The 16,356-nt window shown below is 66.4% G+C and carries 18 protein-coding genes; 6 read left to right on the top strand and 12 right to left on the bottom strand.

What is annotated here, in order from left to right; all coding sequences use genetic code 11:
* Positions 1-155: 155 nt before the first annotated feature.
* The 7 genes from LQV16_RS19965 to LQV16_RS19935 all read right to left on the bottom strand — a co-directional run bounded on the left by LQV16_RS19965 (position 156) and on the right by LQV16_RS19935 (position 3,324).
* Positions 156-449: a DUF503 domain-containing protein gene (locus LQV16_RS19965; RefSeq protein WP_229995614.1), complete on the bottom strand. Its 294-nt coding sequence runs from the start codon at positions 447-449 to the stop codon at positions 156-158.
* Positions 450-577: 128 nt separating this feature from the next.
* Positions 578-895 (bottom strand): putative quinol monooxygenase, encoded by a 318-nt coding sequence (locus LQV16_RS19960; protein ID WP_091564993.1) that lies wholly within the window; start codon positions 893-895, stop codon positions 578-580.
* Positions 892-1,548, bottom strand: coding sequence for a hypothetical protein (locus tag LQV16_RS19955; RefSeq protein WP_229995613.1), 657 nt, complete (start codon positions 1,546-1,548; stop codon positions 892-894). The genes LQV16_RS19960 and LQV16_RS19955 overlap by 4 nt, the downstream gene beginning before the upstream one ends.
* Positions 1,549-1,562: 14 nt before the next feature.
* Complete coding sequence (locus LQV16_RS19950) at positions 1,563-2,123, bottom strand: DUF1990 domain-containing protein (RefSeq protein WP_229995612.1); 561 nt, start codon at positions 2,121-2,123, stop codon at positions 1,563-1,565.
* Entirely contained in the window at positions 2,120-2,530 is a 411-nt protein-coding gene (locus tag LQV16_RS19945) for an MmcQ/YjbR family DNA-binding protein (RefSeq protein ID WP_229995611.1), read from the bottom strand. The genes LQV16_RS19950 and LQV16_RS19945 overlap by 4 nt, the downstream gene beginning before the upstream one ends.
* A 24-nt stretch (positions 2,531-2,554) precedes the next feature.
* Positions 2,555-2,887, bottom strand: coding sequence for a hypothetical protein (locus tag LQV16_RS19940; protein WP_356815842.1), 333 nt, complete (start codon positions 2,885-2,887; stop codon positions 2,555-2,557).
* 11 nt (positions 2,888-2,898) lie between these two features.
* A complete protein-coding gene (locus LQV16_RS19935; RefSeq protein ID WP_229995610.1) occupies positions 2,899-3,324 on the bottom strand; it encodes a CoA-binding protein in 426 nt (141 codons plus the stop codon).
* A gap of 305 nt (positions 3,325-3,629) precedes the next feature.
* On the opposite strand from LQV16_RS19935, the gene acs reads away from it, so the two are divergent.
* The 4 genes from acs to LQV16_RS19915 are packed head-to-tail and all read left to right on the top strand — an operon-like array spanning position 3,630 to position 8,917.
* Positions 3,630-5,834, top strand: a complete 2,205-nt coding sequence (gene acs / locus LQV16_RS19930; RefSeq protein ID WP_229995609.1) for an acetate--CoA ligase — start codon at positions 3,630-3,632, stop codon at positions 5,832-5,834.
* The gene (gene sfnG, locus LQV16_RS19925) at positions 5,827-7,065 is read left to right on the top strand and encodes a dimethylsulfone monooxygenase SfnG (protein WP_229995608.1); all 1,239 of its coding nucleotides are present in this window, start codon (positions 5,827-5,829) and stop codon (positions 7,063-7,065) included. Before acs ends, sfnG begins: the two co-directional genes overlap by 8 nt.
* Positions 7,065-8,423, top strand: a complete 1,359-nt coding sequence (locus tag LQV16_RS19920) for an O-acetylhomoserine aminocarboxypropyltransferase/cysteine synthase family protein (RefSeq protein WP_229995607.1) — start codon at positions 7,065-7,067, stop codon at positions 8,421-8,423. Before sfnG ends, LQV16_RS19920 begins: the two co-directional genes overlap by 1 nt.
* Positions 8,423-8,917, top strand: coding sequence for a CoA-binding protein (locus tag LQV16_RS19915; RefSeq protein ID WP_229995606.1), 495 nt, complete (start codon positions 8,423-8,425; stop codon positions 8,915-8,917). The genes LQV16_RS19920 and LQV16_RS19915 overlap by 1 nt, the downstream gene beginning before the upstream one ends.
* A 118-nt stretch (positions 8,918-9,035) precedes the next feature.
* On the opposite strand, the gene LQV16_RS19910 is transcribed toward LQV16_RS19915, so the two are convergent.
* The 5 genes from LQV16_RS19910 to LQV16_RS19890 all read right to left on the bottom strand — a co-directional run bounded on the left by LQV16_RS19910 (position 9,036) and on the right by LQV16_RS19890 (position 13,812).
* The gene (locus LQV16_RS19910) at positions 9,036-9,818 is read right to left on the bottom strand and encodes a hypothetical protein (RefSeq protein ID WP_229995605.1); all 783 of its coding nucleotides are present in this window, start codon (positions 9,816-9,818) and stop codon (positions 9,036-9,038) included.
* A complete protein-coding gene (locus tag LQV16_RS19905; protein WP_229995604.1) occupies positions 9,815-10,363 on the bottom strand; it encodes an RNA polymerase sigma factor in 549 nt (182 codons plus the stop codon). Before LQV16_RS19905 ends, LQV16_RS19910 begins: the two co-directional genes overlap by 4 nt.
* 130 nt (positions 10,364-10,493) lie before the next feature.
* A complete protein-coding gene (locus LQV16_RS19900; RefSeq protein ID WP_229995603.1) occupies positions 10,494-10,952 on the bottom strand; it encodes a hypothetical protein in 459 nt (152 codons plus the stop codon).
* 375 nt (positions 10,953-11,327) lie between these two features.
* Positions 11,328-12,338 (bottom strand): 1-aminocyclopropane-1-carboxylate deaminase, encoded by a 1,011-nt coding sequence (locus LQV16_RS19895; protein ID WP_229995602.1) that lies wholly within the window; start codon positions 12,336-12,338, stop codon positions 11,328-11,330.
* A 184-nt stretch (positions 12,339-12,522) separates the two neighbouring features.
* On the bottom strand, positions 12,523-13,812 hold the full coding sequence (locus LQV16_RS19890; protein WP_018776133.1) for an adenylosuccinate synthase: 1,290 nt from the start codon (positions 13,810-13,812) through the stop codon (positions 12,523-12,525).
* A 454-nt stretch (positions 13,813-14,266) separates the two neighbouring features.
* On the opposite strand from LQV16_RS19890, the gene LQV16_RS19885 reads away from it, so the two are divergent.
* Together LQV16_RS19885 and LQV16_RS19880 are read left to right on the top strand one after the other, a co-directional pair.
* The gene (locus LQV16_RS19885) at positions 14,267-15,490 is read left to right on the top strand and encodes a cobalamin-independent methionine synthase II family protein (RefSeq protein WP_229995601.1); all 1,224 of its coding nucleotides are present in this window, start codon (positions 14,267-14,269) and stop codon (positions 15,488-15,490) included.
* A gap of 173 nt (positions 15,491-15,663) precedes the next feature.
* Positions 15,664-16,293 carry a uracil-DNA glycosylase gene (locus LQV16_RS19880; protein WP_229995600.1) on the top strand — a complete coding sequence of 210 codons (630 nt, stop codon included), beginning with the start codon at positions 15,664-15,666 and terminating at the stop codon, positions 16,291-16,293.
* Positions 16,294-16,356: the final 63 nt, after the last annotated feature.

Here is a 16,356-nt window from a genome sequence, read left to right as displayed (position 1 = left end):
ATTCTGTATTTCCGATAGGCCAAGTCGGGTTCGTGGTGCCGCGTTCCCGCATCGTCGATGATCGGCACGTTTAGCTCCGGTTCCGGAAGGCCTGCGGCGAATCCGAGCCCACCCGAATGAACCTCAAAAGGGCGGCTACGGAGCAATCGACGGGGTTAGTCGTCGCTGCGGAGTTCCCGCTGCCGTGCGCTGAGGAGTTCGAGTTCGGGCCGGGCTGCCACGAAGCGTTCGACGGCGGTCAGCACCTCCACGACGTGTCCCCGGTCGGCTGCCACCAGGCCGGCGCCCAACTGCGTGCGCCGGTGCTGTTCGTGGTCCCCGACCTCGGCCACGGAGACATCAAAGCGCCGCTTCAGCTCCGCCAGCAGCGGCCGCACCACGGAGCGCTTCTCCTTGAGGCTGTGAACGTCGCCCAGAAGGATGTCGAATTCGATCCATCCGATCCACATGCCATAAGCCTATCCATTGCTCCCCACCGGCTCCCTCGCCTCGCAAGCTCGGCCAGGGAACCCTGCCAGCGTGGGCCCACCGCCGTTTTGAGGCCTCAAAATGGCGTCTACGGAGCAATCGACGCCGGTTAGATGGTGAGTTCGCCCATCCGGTCCCAGCCTTCGCCGTCGAGCTGGCGGCTGATGATCCGGGGAGTTTCGGCCAGGGCCTGGGGCATGTCCGCCATGGCCTGCTTGAAGTGGGCGCTGTTCACGTGGTCTCCGGCGGCGTCGTCCTTGAAGGCCTCAACGAGGACGAATTCATTGGGATCCTCCACGCTGCGGGACCAGTCGAACCAGAGGTTCCCTGGCTCCTGGCGGGTGGCCCGGGTGAAATCGTCCACGAGTCCCAGCCAGCGCTCGGACCAGTCCGGCTTGACCTTGAATTTGACGACGATGAAGATCACGAGCTGTTGCCTTTCATTCGAAATTCCGGAGGTTCCATTCTTGCAGGCGGCCAGCAGGCCTTGATGGCCTCGCGGGCAAGTTCCTGCTGCCGCGGGGTGCCGATCCGGTCGGCCCACTGCTCGGCGAGCTGGAACTCCACCATTGCCTCGGTGCAGCGGCCGGCGTCGTGCAGCGTCCAGCCGAGGTTGTTGTGCAGCGAGACCACCCACCGCTTGGTCCGCTCGTCGTGGACCGTCGAGGCATACTCCAGGGCGCTCCGGGTCCAGGTCTCGGCGTGCGCCGAGTCGGCAATGGCGAGCATGTGCAGCGCGTCCACGGCCAGGAATTCCTCGCCCAGGTGGTCCGCCAGTTCTGCCGCCTGCTCAAAGAGCGGCACGGCCATCGCCCCGTGCCCGCTGGAATTGAGCACCCGGCCGCGTTCCAGCAGCACCCGGACGGCCACGGTGGGCTCGTCGGCATCGATCGAATCCAGCAGCGCGTCGGCTTCCTCGTAGCGGCCCTGCAGCCCGATGGCCCGGCCCAGCTGGGCGGTGAGTTCGGCGCGTTCGTCGGCGTCATAGCTGTCATCTGCGGCGGCCGCCCGGAAACGGGCTTCCGATCCGGCGGGGTCGTCGAAGTTCCACAATTGGTCAAGGGTTGTCTGTTCCAGCATCCACCTGCTCCTGCTCAGCTTTCACCTGCGGCCAGTTCGTGTGCACTCCCAATGTATCGGGAAGTGACATGCCGTTGTGCACGTCCCGCGAGGGCGCTGCCGGCCGCGTAGAACCAGTTGGACGGCCTGCTGAAGGCCGTGATTTTGAGGAACACCCGCCCCGCGGCGTCGATCTCCACTTCGAAGGCTTCCTCGCCCCGCACGGGATGGCCGGGCAGCGTGCCGTACCCGAACCCGGCACGTTGGGGCCCGTCGCCGGGCACCGGCCGGCGCACCCACACCACCTCGCAGGGCGCGTTGATCCGGAAGGGCCCGACGCCGAATCCGCTCACCACGCGCGCACCGGGCACGACGGCGTCGGAGTCGGTGCGGATCCGCAGCCCGGAGCGTTTCTGCAGCTGCCAGGAAAGAATCCCCTGTGCCACCCTCCGGTACAGTGCCAGGCCATCGCCCAGGTAAGTCTGGGACACCAGGCAGGGAAAGCCTTCCGGAGCCTGCCCGTGCTCGGTGGAGCCAATGCCCGGATAGTTCAGCCCGGCCCCCGCGATGCCGCCGGCGTCAGGGCCGCCGCTCATGTGCCTTGGCCCCGGGCGAGCCCTGCCCAGCCCAGCTGCTCCCGCTGTTTTCGGCTGAGCGATGCGACCACCAGGTCATAGGAATCCTCCACCATGTCCCGGATCATGTCGTCCGGCAGCGATCCGTCCAGCCGGACCCCGTTCCAGTGCGTCTTGTTCATATGCCAGGCGCCGGAGATTTCCGGGTGGATGGCCCGCAGCTGTTCGGCCAGGGCCGGCTCGCATTTGAGGCTCACGGACCAGTCCGTCGGGTCCATGGCGGATAACGCGAACATCTTGGCGTCCTGCCGCGCGCCACCCGCCACGGCAGAGCGCACTTTGAACACGGATGTCTCCGGGCCGAACGGAAAGTCCTCAAAGGCGCCCGGGAAGCTCAGGCAGATCTCGCGGAGGGTGGCAACGTCCATGACACGAGCCTATCCGGCTGCGGTCTACCCGGCAGTGCGGGCATCGCCGATGCTGTGCAGCCCTTCGGGAGTGGTGCCGTTGACTTCGTAATCGCCCACGGTGCGGGCCTTGAACACGGCCGGGTTGTGGGTGGCCACGGTCCGGGCGTTGCGCCAGTGCCGGTCCAGCGACTTGGACTTCGACGTGGCGGATGCCCCGGTCACGTCGAAGAGCTGCTGGGCCGCGGACTGGACGAGCTCGGGCACCAGCAGCTGGGCCTTTTCCACCGCGATCTCGCCGCGGATGTAGCGCTGCTCCGGGGTGAGTTCCAGGTCCTGATCCGCACCGGCGTCGAGCTCCCGGGCCGCGGCCAGCACCACCGACTCCGCTAGAGGCCCACGCGCCACCCTTCGCGGGCGGGGCACTCGTTCACGACGACGTCCAGCCCGGCGGCCTTGGCACGCTCCGCCGCGGCGTCGTCGAAGACGCCCAGTTGCAGCCAGACGGCCTTGGCGCCTACGGCAATGGCCTCGTCTATGACGGCCCCCACCTTGTGGGAGTTGACGAAGCAGTCCACGACGTCGATCGGGTGTTTCGCCGCGGGAATCTCCGTCAGGGAGCGGTACCCCTTCTCGCCATGGACGTCGTCTCCGGGCAAGTTGACCGGAATGATTTCCATACCCATCCGGTCACGGATATACAGGGAGACGTCGTACGCCGAGCGCCATTCGTTGGTGGTCAGGCCGACCACCGCCCACGTGCCTTTGGTTCGCATGAGGCGGTCAATGACTGCCGGATCGTTAACGTGGGCCATGCATTAACCTTACTCCTGCGACTTTTTTGGACAATCGTCGAATAAATGAACGATTTCGCGGCGCCGGGCGCCGCCGTGAACGAATATTACAACGCGTGAGACGCGGATTTTGTGGAATCGTGCATCTCGGTTCTAGTAGGTAGTGACCATCCCGAGCGGCCGAGAGACCTGGATCGATGAAGCCGCAGCAACCCCGGTGACGTGAGACGACCATTCCCACGGAACTGTTCCGCTCACTTTCGATTGAATTCGAGGGAAACCAGAGGAACCAAGGGTGCTACTGCCAGGACCGATGGAGTGCTGCCATGACCCCTGAGAATTCTTCCGCCCTGCCCACCTTTGCCCGGACTGCGTCCGAGGCAACCCCACAAACCACTTCGGACGCGACGGCGAACGAAGCAGGGCTGCGTGACGCGCCCGGTTCCTCTCGCGGCTCGTCGGGATGGTCCCTGACCGAGCCCACGGACGGCGCAGTGCACGGCGCCCCCACCGACGGACCGGCGCGTCACCGCAGCACCACCCCCAAGCAGCACACCGCCGCGACGGCAGTGGCCGACACGGTTTCCTTCTGGGAAGAACAGGCCCTGCGCCTCGACTGGGCGGCACCGGCCGACGGTGCCCTCAGTAACGACATCGGCGGCAAGCCCTGGCACACCGCGCACCGCCGCATCCCGGCCGACGTCGAGGCCGGCACCGGCCCGCAGATCACCTGGTTCGAGGGCGGCAGGCTCAATGTCGCCTACAACTGCGTCGACCGCCATGTAGCGGCTGGGCGGGGAGACAAGGTGGCCCTGCACTTCGAGGGCGAGCCCGGTGACCGCCGTGCCGTCACCTACGCCGGCCTCCAGCGCGAGGTGTCCAAGGCCGCCAATGCCCTCCTGGACCTCGGCATCACCAAGGGCGACCGCGTGGTCATCTACCTCCCGGTCATCCCCGAAACCGTGATCATCACCCTCGCCGTGGCCCGCATCGGCGCCATCCATTCCCTGGTCTTCGGCGGCTTCTCCGCCGAGGCCTTGAAGTTCCGTGTGGAGGACACCGGCGCCAAACTCCTGGTCACCACCGACGGACAGTTCCGCCGCGGCGCCGCGGTGCCGGTCAAGGACAACGCGGATGCCGCCGTCTCCGGCGACAACGCCATCGAGCACGTCCTGGTGGTCAACAGGACCACTCCGGCGGACGAACTCGGGACCGTCCCGATGACCGCGGGCCGCGATGTGTGGTGGCACGACGCCGTCGGGACAGCTTCCGACGTCCACGTAGCCGAACCGTTCGACGCCGAGACGCCGCTGTTCATCATGTACACCTCCGGCACTACCGGGAAGCCCAAGGGCCTGGTCCACACCTCCGGTGGCTACCTCGCGCAGGCGTCGTGGAGCTTCGAGCACCTGTTCAGCAACCCGGACCCCGCGCTGCGGGAGAAGGACGTGCACTGGTGCACGGCCGACCTCGCCTGGGTCACCGCGCACACCTACGAGCTCTACGGCCCGCTCTCCAACGGCGCCACGCAGGTCATTTTCGAGGGAACACCCAACACCCCGCACCCGGGCCGGCACTTTGAGATCATCGAACGCTACGGCGTCACGCAGTACTACACCGCGCCCACCCTGGTGCGCTCCCTGATGGGCTGGTTCCCGGACGGCGTCCCCGACACGTACGATCTCTCCTCCATCCGTCTCCTCGGCACGGTGGGCGAGGCCATCAACCCCGAGGCCTGGCGCTGGTTCCGGGCCAACATCGGCGCCGGCACCGCCCCGGTGGTGGACACCTGGTGGCAGTCCGAAACCGGCGCCACCATCCTCTCCCCCGCACCGACGGACACCGCGTTCAAGCCCGGCTGCGCGGCCCGTCCGCTGCCCGGGGTCAGCACGCGCATCGTGGACGACGCCGGCAATGCGGTTCCGCCGGGCGTCCAGGGTTTCATCGTGGTGGACTCCCCCGGCCCCGCGATCGCGCGGACAGTCTGGGGGAACCCGCGCCGCTACTTCGATTCGTACTGGCGTCAATACGCCGAACAGGGCTGGTTCCTCGCCGGTGATGGCGCCAAGTATGACGACGACGGAGACATCTGGATCCTCGGGCGGGTAGATGACACCCTCAACGTCTCAGGGCACCTGCTCTCCACGATCGAGATCGAGTCGGCGCTCGTCTCCCATCCGGACGTGGTGGAAGCGGGCGTCTGCCCGGTCGCGGACCCAAAGACCGGGCATGCCATCGTGGCGTTTGTCGTGCTGAAGGATTCGGCGGCTACCGAGGACATCGCGTCCGAATTGAAGGCGCACGTCGCTAAGCAGATCGGGCCGATCGCCAAGCCGCGCGACGTCGTCGTCGTTCCCGATGTGCCCAAGACCCGCAGCGGCAAGATCATGCGCCGGCTGCTGACCCAGCTGTTCGAAGGAACCGCGCTTGGGGACACCACGTCGCTCCAGAACGAACCATCCATCGCGGGCATCCAGGATGTGCTGCGCGAACGCAACAACACCCCAGAAGTAAGGAACACCCATGACTGACATCAGCAGCGTCGCCCGTCTTTCCGAACCGCTCAAGTTCGCCTACTGGGTTCCCAACGTTTCCGGCGGCCTGGTGGTTTCCACCATCGAACAGCGCACCGGCTGGGACTTCGAGTACAACAAGAAGCTGGCCAGGATCGCGGAAAACTCCGGCTTCGAATACGCCCTGACCCAAACCCGGTACGCCGCCTCCTACGGCGCGGACAAGCAGCACGAGGCCACCTCGTTCAGCCTGGCGCTGCTGGCCGCCACCGAGCGCCTCAAAGTGATCTCCGCCGTCCATCCGGGCATGTGGCACCCCGGCGTGCTGGCGAAGTACATCATCACCGCGGACCACATCTCCAACGGCCGCGCCGCAGTGAACATCGTCTCCGGCTGGCTCAAGGACGAATTCACCAACTTTGGGCTCGAATGGCTCGAGCACGACGAGCGCTATGTCCGCACCGAGGAATTCATCAAGGTCCTCCGCGGGCTGTGGACCGAGCAGGAATACAGCCAGTCCGGCAAGTACTACAACATCACCGATTTCACCCTGAACCCGGCCCCGGTGGACGTGCCGGGCCGGGCACACCCGGAGATCTTCTTTGGCGGCAACTCCACAGCCGCGCAGGCCACTGCCGGCCGCGTGGCCGACTGGTACTTCTCCAACGGCAAGGACCTCGAAGGGTTCAAGGAGAACATCGCCGGCGTCGTGGCCTCCGCAGGAGAAGTCGGGCGTGCTGCCGGGCGCGGGAGCGGCGCCGGGCTGCCCTCCCGGAGCTCCTCCCACCTCCCCGCCCTCCCCTCTCCTAGGTTTGGCCTCAACGGCTTCGTCATTGCCCGTGATTCCGAAAAGGAAGCCCGCGACACCCTCCGCGAGATCGTCGAGAAGGCGCACAAGCCCGCCGTCGAAGGGTTCCGCGCCGCCGTGCAGGAAGCCGGAGCGTCCACCACGGACGGCAAAGGCATGTGGGCCGACTCCAGCTTCGAGGACCTGGTCCAGTACAACGACGGCTTCAAGACGCAGCTGATCGGCACACCGGAGCAGATCGCCGAGCGGATCGTGGAGTACAAGAAGATCGGCGTGAACCTGTTCCTCACCGGCTACCTGCATTTCCAGGAGGAAGTCGCCGTGTTCGGTCAGGACGTCCTGCCGATCGTGCGCGAACTCGAGGCGGACCTGGCACGCAAGAACGGCATCGAGCTGGACCTGTCCCAGACCCCGGTGGCAAACGTTGAGGTAGCTGCGTAATGGCTGAGCGCAAGTTCGGTTTCCGCACCCGCGCGCTGCACGCCGGCGGCACCCCCGACGCCGAGCACGGCGCCCGTGCCGTGCCGATCTACCAGACCACCTCCTTCGTGTTCAAGGACACGCAGGAGGCCGCGAGCCTCTTCGCGCTGCAGAAATACGGCAACATCTACTCCCGGATCGGCAACCCCACCGTGGCCGCGTTCGAGGAGCGCATCGCCTCCCTGGAGGGCGGCATCGGCGCCGTGGCCACGTCTTCGGGCATGGCGGCGGAGTTCATCACTTTCGCCGCGCTCACCCAGGCCGGGGACCACATCGTCGCCGCCTCCCAGCTCTACGGCGGTACGGTGACCCAGCTGGACGTCACGCTGCGCCGCTTCGGCGTGGACACAACGTTCGTCCCCGGCACCGACCCGGCGGACTACGCCGCCGCAGTCCGGGAAAACACCAAGGCGATCTTCGTCGAGGTGGTGGCCAACCCGTCCTCGGAGGTCCAGGACCTTGCGGCCCTCGCGAAGGTGGCGCACGACGCCGGCGTCCCGCTCGTCGTCGACGCCACCTTGAGCACGCCGTACCTCGTGCGGCCGATCGAGCACGGCGCGGACATCGTGATCCACTCCGCCACGAAGTTCCTCGGCGGCCACGGCACCACCCTGGGCGGCGTGATCGTCGAAAGCGGCCGCTTCGATTGGGGCAACGGCAACTTCCCCACGATGACGGAGCCGGTGGCCTCCTACGGAAATGTGTCCTGGTGGGGCAACTTCGGCGAGTACGGCTTCCTGACAAAGCTGCGTTGCGAACAGTTGCGCGACATCGGCCCGGCACTGTCCCCGCAGTCGGCCTTCCAGCTCCTGCAGGGCGTCGAAACGCTCCCCCAGCGCCTCGACGAGCACCTGAAGAACGCGCAGGCCGTGGCTGAATGGCTCGAGGCGGACGAGCGCGTGGCCTACGTGAACTTCTCCGGCCTGCCTTCGCACCCGCACTTCGAGCGGGCCAAGAAGTACCTGCCGCTGGGTCCTGGCTCGGTCTTCTCCTTCGGCGTCAAGGGCGGCCGTGCCGCGGGCCAGAAGTTCATCGAGTCCCTGCAGTTGGCCTCGCACCTGGCCAATGTGGGCGACTCCCGGACCCTGGTCATCCACCCCGGGTCCACCACCCACCAGCAGCTCAACCCCGAACAGCTCGAATCCGCCGGCGTCCCCGAGGACCTGGTCCGCATCTCGATCGGGTTGGAAGACATCGACGACATCCTCTGGGACCTTGATCAGGCCCTGGACGCGGCGTCCCGGGAGGCAGCCTCGGATGCATCCGCCCGCGGCTTGGACACAGCAGAGGCTGAAGCCTGCACGATCGGAGCGAACTGATGACTGTTGAAGAACGGACCTGGACCGGGCCCTCGGCGCCGGAGCGCCTGAACCTGCTGCGGCAGGCGAAGTCGATCGCGATCGTGGGCGCTTCGGACAAGCCGTCGCGCGCGAGCTATTTCGTGGCCACCTACCTGCAGTCCTCCACCCGGTACAAGGTCTACTTCGTGAACCCGTTGGTGAAGGAAATCCTGGGTCAGCCGACGTACGCGTCGCTGGCGGATCTGCCGGAAAGCCCGGACATTGTGGACGTGTTCCGCAAGCACGGTGACCTGCCGGGCGTCCTGGACGAGGCCATCGCCGCCGGCGCCAAGACCCTCTGGCTGCAACTGGGCTCCTGGCATGAGGACGTGGCCAAAGAGGCCGAAGCCGCCGGGCTCGACGTCGTGATGGACCGCTGCGTGAAGATTGAGCATGCCCGGTTCCACGGCGGCCTGCACCTGGCCGGCTTCGACACCGGCGTCATCTCCTCCAAGCGGCAGGTCCTGGCCTAAAAGCGGCAGGCCCAACAGCACCCGTCACCCGCCAACCCACCTGTTGCGCTATCACTTAGGGTCGTTCCCACCGCTCAGAACAGCCCTAAGTGATAGCGCAACTGGGTTAGAAGGCGGTCTAGGGCTGGCCGGGGGGCGTGGGAAGCAAACCGGGAAAGGTCGGCGCCGGCACCGGATCCGAGGGAAGACCCCGGTCCGCGCCCCGGCCCGGGAGGCCGGGCGCCGGCAGCCCCGGCCGTTGGCTCGGCCTCGGCAGGATACCGTCACGCCCGACGGCGGGCGGCGTGGTGCGCTGCTTGCGTCCGGCCTTCTTGTCCGAGTCCTCGTCGCCGTCCGATCCCGCGCCAGTAGCTGCAGTGCTGGATGGGGCAGCCCCGGGAGTTCCTGCCGGCGACGTCGCGGCAGGTGCAGGGAAGACCGGGACCGAGGACGGCGACGGCTGGACATGCTCGGGGGCCGGAGTGCCGTGCCCCGGGGACTGGAAGATGACGCCGACGCTCTGGCTGACACTGTGCCGGAAGTCCTCGCTGGATGCCGCCACGGCGCCGGCACCAAGGGTCATGGCACCCACGACGGCGCCACCGACGATTGCCAGCCGACGCTTTCGGCCGCGGCGCTCGGCGAGGCTCGTGACCCCGGTCGGCAGCGATTCATCGGCGGCATCCTTGGCGGACGCGACCGCGGGCAGCGCCGTCGTCGCGGCTGAGACAGGGGCGGCTGAACGGGCTACTCCGGCGGCAAGCAGTGCCGCGAGGTCGGCGCGGGGCGCCGGAGCCGCATCCGGGATCACGGCGCGGAGCTGTTCGAGCGCGCTCCGGAGCTCGGCCGCGGCTTCGAGGCCGGAGTCGCTCAGCATGGTCTGGATGCTGCCATCCTGCTGGGGGTCGCGGGTGCCGGTCATGATGCTGCGTGGTCCTTTTCGGTTACGAGTTCGCGCAGGGCACTGAGCCCGCGGCGCTGAAGCTGTTTGATGGCACCCGGCGTCTTGTCCATGATGCCGGCCACCTGTTCGATGGAAAGGTCTGCGACGATCCGCAGGACCAGAACTTCCCGTTGCTCCTCATTGAGCCTCGCGAGAGTGTCCGAGATACCGCCCAGGGATCCGAGCACCTCGTCCTCGGCTGATGCCGAGTACCGCGCGTCGGTCAGGGGGTCGTACTCGGCTAGGTGCGGCGTGCGTTCTGCCCGCCGCCTGTAGTCGACCAGCCGGGCGTGGGCGACGGAGAAAATGAACGTCCGCAGGCCCTTGTGGCCGCCGCTGACGCCGGCCAGTTTCGGCAGGACGTCCACGAACACGTCTTGGGTCAGGGCCTCGGCGTCGTCCACGCCCCGGGCCCGGAAGTAGCCCAGCACGGCAGGGGAAATGACAGCGTACACCGCGCTGAAACCTGATGGGTCACCAGCTAAAGCGGCTGACAATTCGTCGTCGCTTAGCTGCTGTGCCAAGAAGCTGTCCTTCCGTTACTGCTGGGGTGCGGCCCCCGTAAGTCTAGCGGCCGCACCCCGGAGCCCTTCAAAATGAGGGCTCCCTCCTTGCTTTCAGACCCGTGACGGGTCCAGGCTAAACAGCCGGATACTACTTGTCGTGCTGGGGCAGCTCGACGGACGGCTGGGCCGGAACGGCCTGGGTGGCCGGGACGCCATTGGCGCCGGGAACCGCGGGGATAGCCCGGGTCGCCGGAACTGCGGCGTTGACGTTGGCGTTGGCGCGTGCCTCACCGGCAGCACCCTTGACAGTGGCGCCCTTCTTTGAATCAACGGAGCCGTCGACGGCACCCTCGGTGCCGTCCACATCGGCGTCGCCCTTGGCCTTGCCGTCAGTCGACGGCGCGGCCGGAACTGCGGGGACGGCCGGCTTTGCCGGGAGCGTAGGTGTGGCCGGGACAGCTGGAGTGGCGGGCGTAGCGTGGTTCACTTCAGTCTGCTCGGTGCTGGACATCTGGGCCGCATTGGCCAGTCCGATGCCGGAGAAACCTCCGACTGCCAGGATGGCGGCGCCGACAGCAATCTTGGTGGTCTTGCTAACACTCTTCATTACAGACGTACATCCTTTGTTTTTTGGTGGAAGGCGGGCTGAGGCCTCTTGGGGGCAGTCGACAGCCCACTCTCGCCAGAAAAGGCTGGCCGGCGCCCATGGGGGCAGGCGCCGGCAAGCGCTTACGGTAAAGGGCCGACCGGAGACCAGATGGGGGGAAGGCGCCGGTCGGCACTTACGGTGGAAGGACAGCCGGTGCCTGGTGGGGGGTCCAAGGCTCCGGCGGCGCTTACAAAGAGGTAATCGCTGGGCGGGCCCGAAAGGTTACGCACCAATCAGAAATTTCTTGATTTCTTTTTTGGGCCGGTGTTGCCGGGGCTTAACGACGGCGGCGGCGGGTCCCCGTCAGGGAACCCGCCGCCGCCGTGCGCCGCGTCAGGACCGGAAGAGTCCGCTGTAGGCATTGAGGGCGATCTGGCCACCCAGGTGTGCGTAAAGAACGTTGCTCCCGGCCGGAATGTCCCGGCTTGTCACGAGGTCGATCAGTCCTGCCAGGGACTTGCCCTCGTAGACGGGGTCAGTGATCATGGCTTCGAGCGAGGCACCCAGGCGGATGGCTTCCAGGGTGGAGTCGACGGGAATTCCATAGCGGTCCCCGGCCCAGCCCTCCATGACGTTGATTTCGTCGTCACGGAGTTCCCGGCCCAGGCCGATCAGCTCGGCGGTGTTCCGGGCAATGCGTTCAACCTGGTCGCGGGTCTTCGTCAGGGTCGCCGACGCATCGATGCCGATCACGCGGCGTGGTTTGTCCTGGCCGGCAAAACCCGCGATCATCCCGGCATGGGTGGAGCCCGTGACGGTGCAGACGATGATCGTGTCGAAGAAGATGCCGAGCTCGCGCTCCTGCTCCTCCACCTCGTAGGCCCAGTTGGCAAAGCCCAGCCCGCCCAGCCTGTGGTCGGACGCGCCGGCCGGGATCGCGTACGGCTTGCCGCCGGCAGCCTTGACCTCCTCGATCGCGTTTTCCCAGCTGCTGCGGATACCGATGTCAAAGCCGGCACTCTCCAGCCGGACGTCGGCGCCCATGATGCGCGAGAGCAGGATGTTGCCCACGCGGTCGGACAGCGGATCCGGCCAGTCGACCCAGTTTTCCTGAACCAGGCGGGCCTTGAGGCCGAGTTTCGCGGCCACCGCCGCGACCTGGCGGGTGTGGTTGGACTGGTAGCCGCCAATTGAGACCAGGGTGTCCGCGCCCTGCGCCAGGGCTTCCGGGACAAAGTACTCCAGCTTGCGGGTCTTGTTGCCGCCGAACGCGAGGCCGCTGTTGACGTCCTCCCGCTTCGCCCAGATCGTGGCCCCGCCCAAGTGCGCGCTAAGCCGCGGCAGCGGGTGGACGGGACTCGGTCCAAACATCAGGGGGTAGCGCTCAAAATCGGTGATGGCCATCGTCGGTCCTTCGCTCGCGGTGGGAAACGGCTGGGTGAACAACAAATATGCAATACATTGCATTGTCGGATACCAGCTCCGGGAGGCATAGCGCTGCCGGACAAGGCGACTTAACTGCGACGGCGGGCCGCCCTTTCCAGGGTGGCCCGCCGCCGTCGTGCGCCAGTTAGAGCGTCAGCCGGTGCTAGTCGTTGATGAGATCGTTGACCACGATCGTCTGGTCGCGGTCCGGGCCGACGCCGATCGCGGAGAACCGCGTGCCGGAGAGCTTTTCCAGGGCAAGGACGTAGTTCCGGGCGTTTTCCGGCAGGTCCTCCAGGGTGCGGGCGCCCGTGATGTCCTCGGTCCAGCCTTCGAAGTATTCGAAGATCGGCTTGGCGTGGTGGAACTCGGTCTGGGTCATGGGCATTTCGTCGTGCCGCACGCCGTCGACGTCGTACGCCACGCAGACCGGGATCTGCTCGATGCCCGTCAGGACGTCCAGCTTGGTGACGAAGTAGTCCGTGAAGCCGTTGACGCGGGAGGCATGGCGCGCCAGGACGGCGTCGTACCAGCCGCAGCGGCGCGGCCGGCCGGTGTTGACGCCGAACTCACCACCGGTTTTCTGCAGGTACATGCCCATCTCATCGAACAGTTCCGTGGGGAACGGACCTGCGCCCACGCGGGTGGTGTACGCCTTGATGATGCCGATGGAACGCGAGATCCGCGTGGGGCCGATGCCCGAGCCCACGGAGGCGCCGCCCGCGGTGGGGTTCGAGGACGTCACGAACGGGTACGTGCCGTGGTCAACGTCCAGGAACGTGGCCTGACCGCCCTCCATGAGGACCACCTTGCCCTCGTCCAGGGCGGTGTTCAGGACATAGGTGCTGTCGATGACCAGCGGGCGCAGACGCTCGGCGAAGGACAGGAAGTACTCCACGATCTCGTCCACCTCGATGTCGCGGCGGTTGTAGACCTTGACCAGAAGTTCGTTCTTCTGGCGCAGCGAGCCCTCCACCTTCTGGCGCAGGATCGAGGCGTCAAAGACGTCCTGCACGCGGATCCCGAGTCGCGCCACCTTGTCCATGTAGGCGGGGCCGATGCCGCGGCCGGTGGTGCCGATGGCGCGGCTGCCGAGGAAACGCTCGGTGACCTTGTCCAGGACCTGGTGATAGGGCGCCACGAGGTGCGCGTTGGCGGAGACACGCAGTTTGGACGTGTCCGCGCCGCGGGCCTCCAGTCCGTCGATCTCCTGGAACAGGGCTTCCAGGTTCACCACACAGCCGTTGCCGATGATCGGAATCGCGTTCGGGCTCAGGATGCCGGCCGGAAGGAGCTTGAGCTCATACTTCTCACCGCCCACGACGACGGTGTGCCCGGCGTTGTTACCGCCGTTGGGCTTGACGACATAGTCGACGCGGCCGCCAAGCAGGTCAGTGGCCTTACCTTTGCCTTCGTCGCCCCATTGGGCTCCGACGATCACGATTGCTGGCATGGGATCCTCCCCCATTCGTTCGGGCCGAACTCCGTGTGATCCACCAGGTGGTCGCCACAGCTCAGCGCCGTTCATGAGAATGCCCCGAATCTACCGCTGTGCTCTTACCCAACGCTAGAGTTCCGGGGCTCTTACCACCCAAGTTTAGCCGAAAACGGTCACCGGCATGGCTTTGGGTCCTTGTTTGGACGTGTCAGCAAGCTTGTGGGGAACGCCAGGGCGGCTTCCGCGAGTGAGGGCCACGCCTCCGCGGAGGCCACAGGCACTTCCACCCAGTCCTTGAACGGGCACCCCATCCCGGACGGATCAAAGAGCTGCCCGCCGGGGAGTTCGAGGGCGCGGATAGCTGCATCTTTCACCAAGTGGCCCGACACATAGCGGGCACCACTTGCGGGAGCGCCCGGAGTGGAATTGAGTGGGAGTGAGGATCCCGAGCGCCGAAAGGAAACGTGCCATGTCCCGGAACAGCGGGTCCCAGAACAGCGACCACATCCGCGTGACCCATGCCGGCTCGTTGCCCCGCACGCCCGAGCTGATCGCCGCGAACGAGGCCAGGGAAACCGACGGCATCACGCCCGAATTCCTGGACCTGCTCGAAACCTCGGTGGCCGACGTCGTCCAGCGCCAAAAGGATCTGGGCATCGACATCCCCAATGACGGCGAGTACGGGCACACGATGTCCAGCTCCGTGGACTACGGCGCCTGGTGGAATTACTCCTTCTCCCGGCTGGGCGGACTGGTGCCGACCGACGTGGACCGCTGGGCCGACGCCAAGGTGCACCGTTCCTCGCCGGGCCACATCGTCCTGACCTCCTTCCCCGACCGCCGGGACCGGCTGAAGTTCGACGACGCCTACAACGACCCCTCCTCCGGAATCCTGGCCCACCGCAAGGCCGTCACGCAGCCGAAGATCGCGGGGCCGCTGACGTACACCGGCCAAAAACTCGTGGCTTCGGACATTGCCAACCTCAAGACCGGCCTGGCCGCGGCTGGGCTGACCGAGGGATTCGTCGCTTCCCTCTCCCCCGGCTCATGCGCCCGCGTGGCCAACGAGTACTACCGGAGCGACGAGGAACTCCTTTACGCCTGTGCCGACGCGATGCGTGAGGAATACAAAGCCATCATCGACGCCGGCCTGACGGTCCAGCTCGACGACCCCTCCCTGGCCGAGAGCTGGGACCAGATCAACCCCGAGCCGAGCCTGGCTGACTACCTGAAGTTCATCCAGCTCCGGGTCGAAGCAACAAACTGGGCGCTGCGCGATCTTCCCCAGGAGCAGATCCGGCTGCATGTCTGCTGGGGTTCCTGGCACGGCCCGCACACCACGGACATCCCCTTCGCGAACATCGTCGACTCAGTCCTGCAGATCAATGCCGGCGGCTACTCGTTCGAGGCGGCCAACGTCCGGCACGAGCACGAATGGCGCGTCTGGGAGGGCGCGTTGCTGCCCGAGGGGAAGGTCATCATCCCGGGCGTCGTCTCGCACGCCACCAATGTCGTGGAGCACCCGGACCTCGTGGCCGACCGGATCGTGCGCTTCGCGGACCTCGTGGGGCGTCAAAATGTGATTGCTTCCACAGATTGCGGGCTGGGCGGCAGGGTGCATCCGCAAATTGCGTACGCCAAGCTGGAGGCCCTCAGCGAAGGGGCACGCCGCGCCACCAAGCGGCTCTGGTAGCCCAGGCCGGGGCCGGCGCCGCATTTCGCAGGGCTTGATAGACTGATAAGGATCGACCAGGAATCGGTCCACACCACATTTTCAAACCACACCATTGCTCCGCATGCCCGGTATTCGGCGTGTTCGCATCCGGTGTGGCTGCTTTGCCAATCCCGCAGGAGACCCAGCAACATATGACAGCCCTGGCCACCGAAAATTTCCGCGAAGAGCTCCTGAGCCGCCGGTACGAACCTAGCATTGCCCCCGTCAACGAGCTCCTTGACGCTCTCCAGGCAACCAAGGCTGGCACCACTGTCCCCTACGTGGACCCCATGCACGACGTCGATGAGTGCCGCATCATCAGCCTGTACTCCAACATCGGCACCGCGGATGCGTCAGGCTTCATCACCGCCGGCGAAGACGAGGCGGCCACCCGCATGCTGGGAATCCAGTGGAAGCTGGGCCTGCGCCCCGAATTCGTCATGCCGTGGAACGTCCACCCGTGGTACGTCCCCGGCGAGCCCAACGGCAAATTCACGCCGGACCAGATTTCCGCAGGCCTCAAGCCGCTGCTGAAGTTCCTGGCCCTCGTGCCCCGCGCCTCCGTGATCGTGGCCCACGGCACCGAGGCCAACCGCCTGGCCAACCTGCTGCTCAAGACCGAAGTGCCCATGATCTGGCGCCGCGGCCTGAAGACCTACAAGGTCCGCTCACTCAGCGGCCGGGCATTCGCCGGCACTCCGGCCCGGCAGGAAGAGTACCTGGCGGAGATGCACACCGCGTACGCGGATGCCATGGCCCGCACAGGCCTGGCCAAGGCCTGATCCCCACCCACCCGCACGCATTAACGACGGCGGGCCCCCACCCTCAGGTGGGGGCCCGCCGTC

This window comes from Arthrobacter sp. Bi26, assembly GCF_918697925.1.
In the GTDB taxonomy this organism is placed as follows: Bacteria; Actinomycetota; Actinomycetes; order Actinomycetales; family Micrococcaceae; genus Arthrobacter.
Note: the sequence above shows the minus strand (reverse complement) of the source record. Positions and strands in the feature narration are given on the sequence as shown.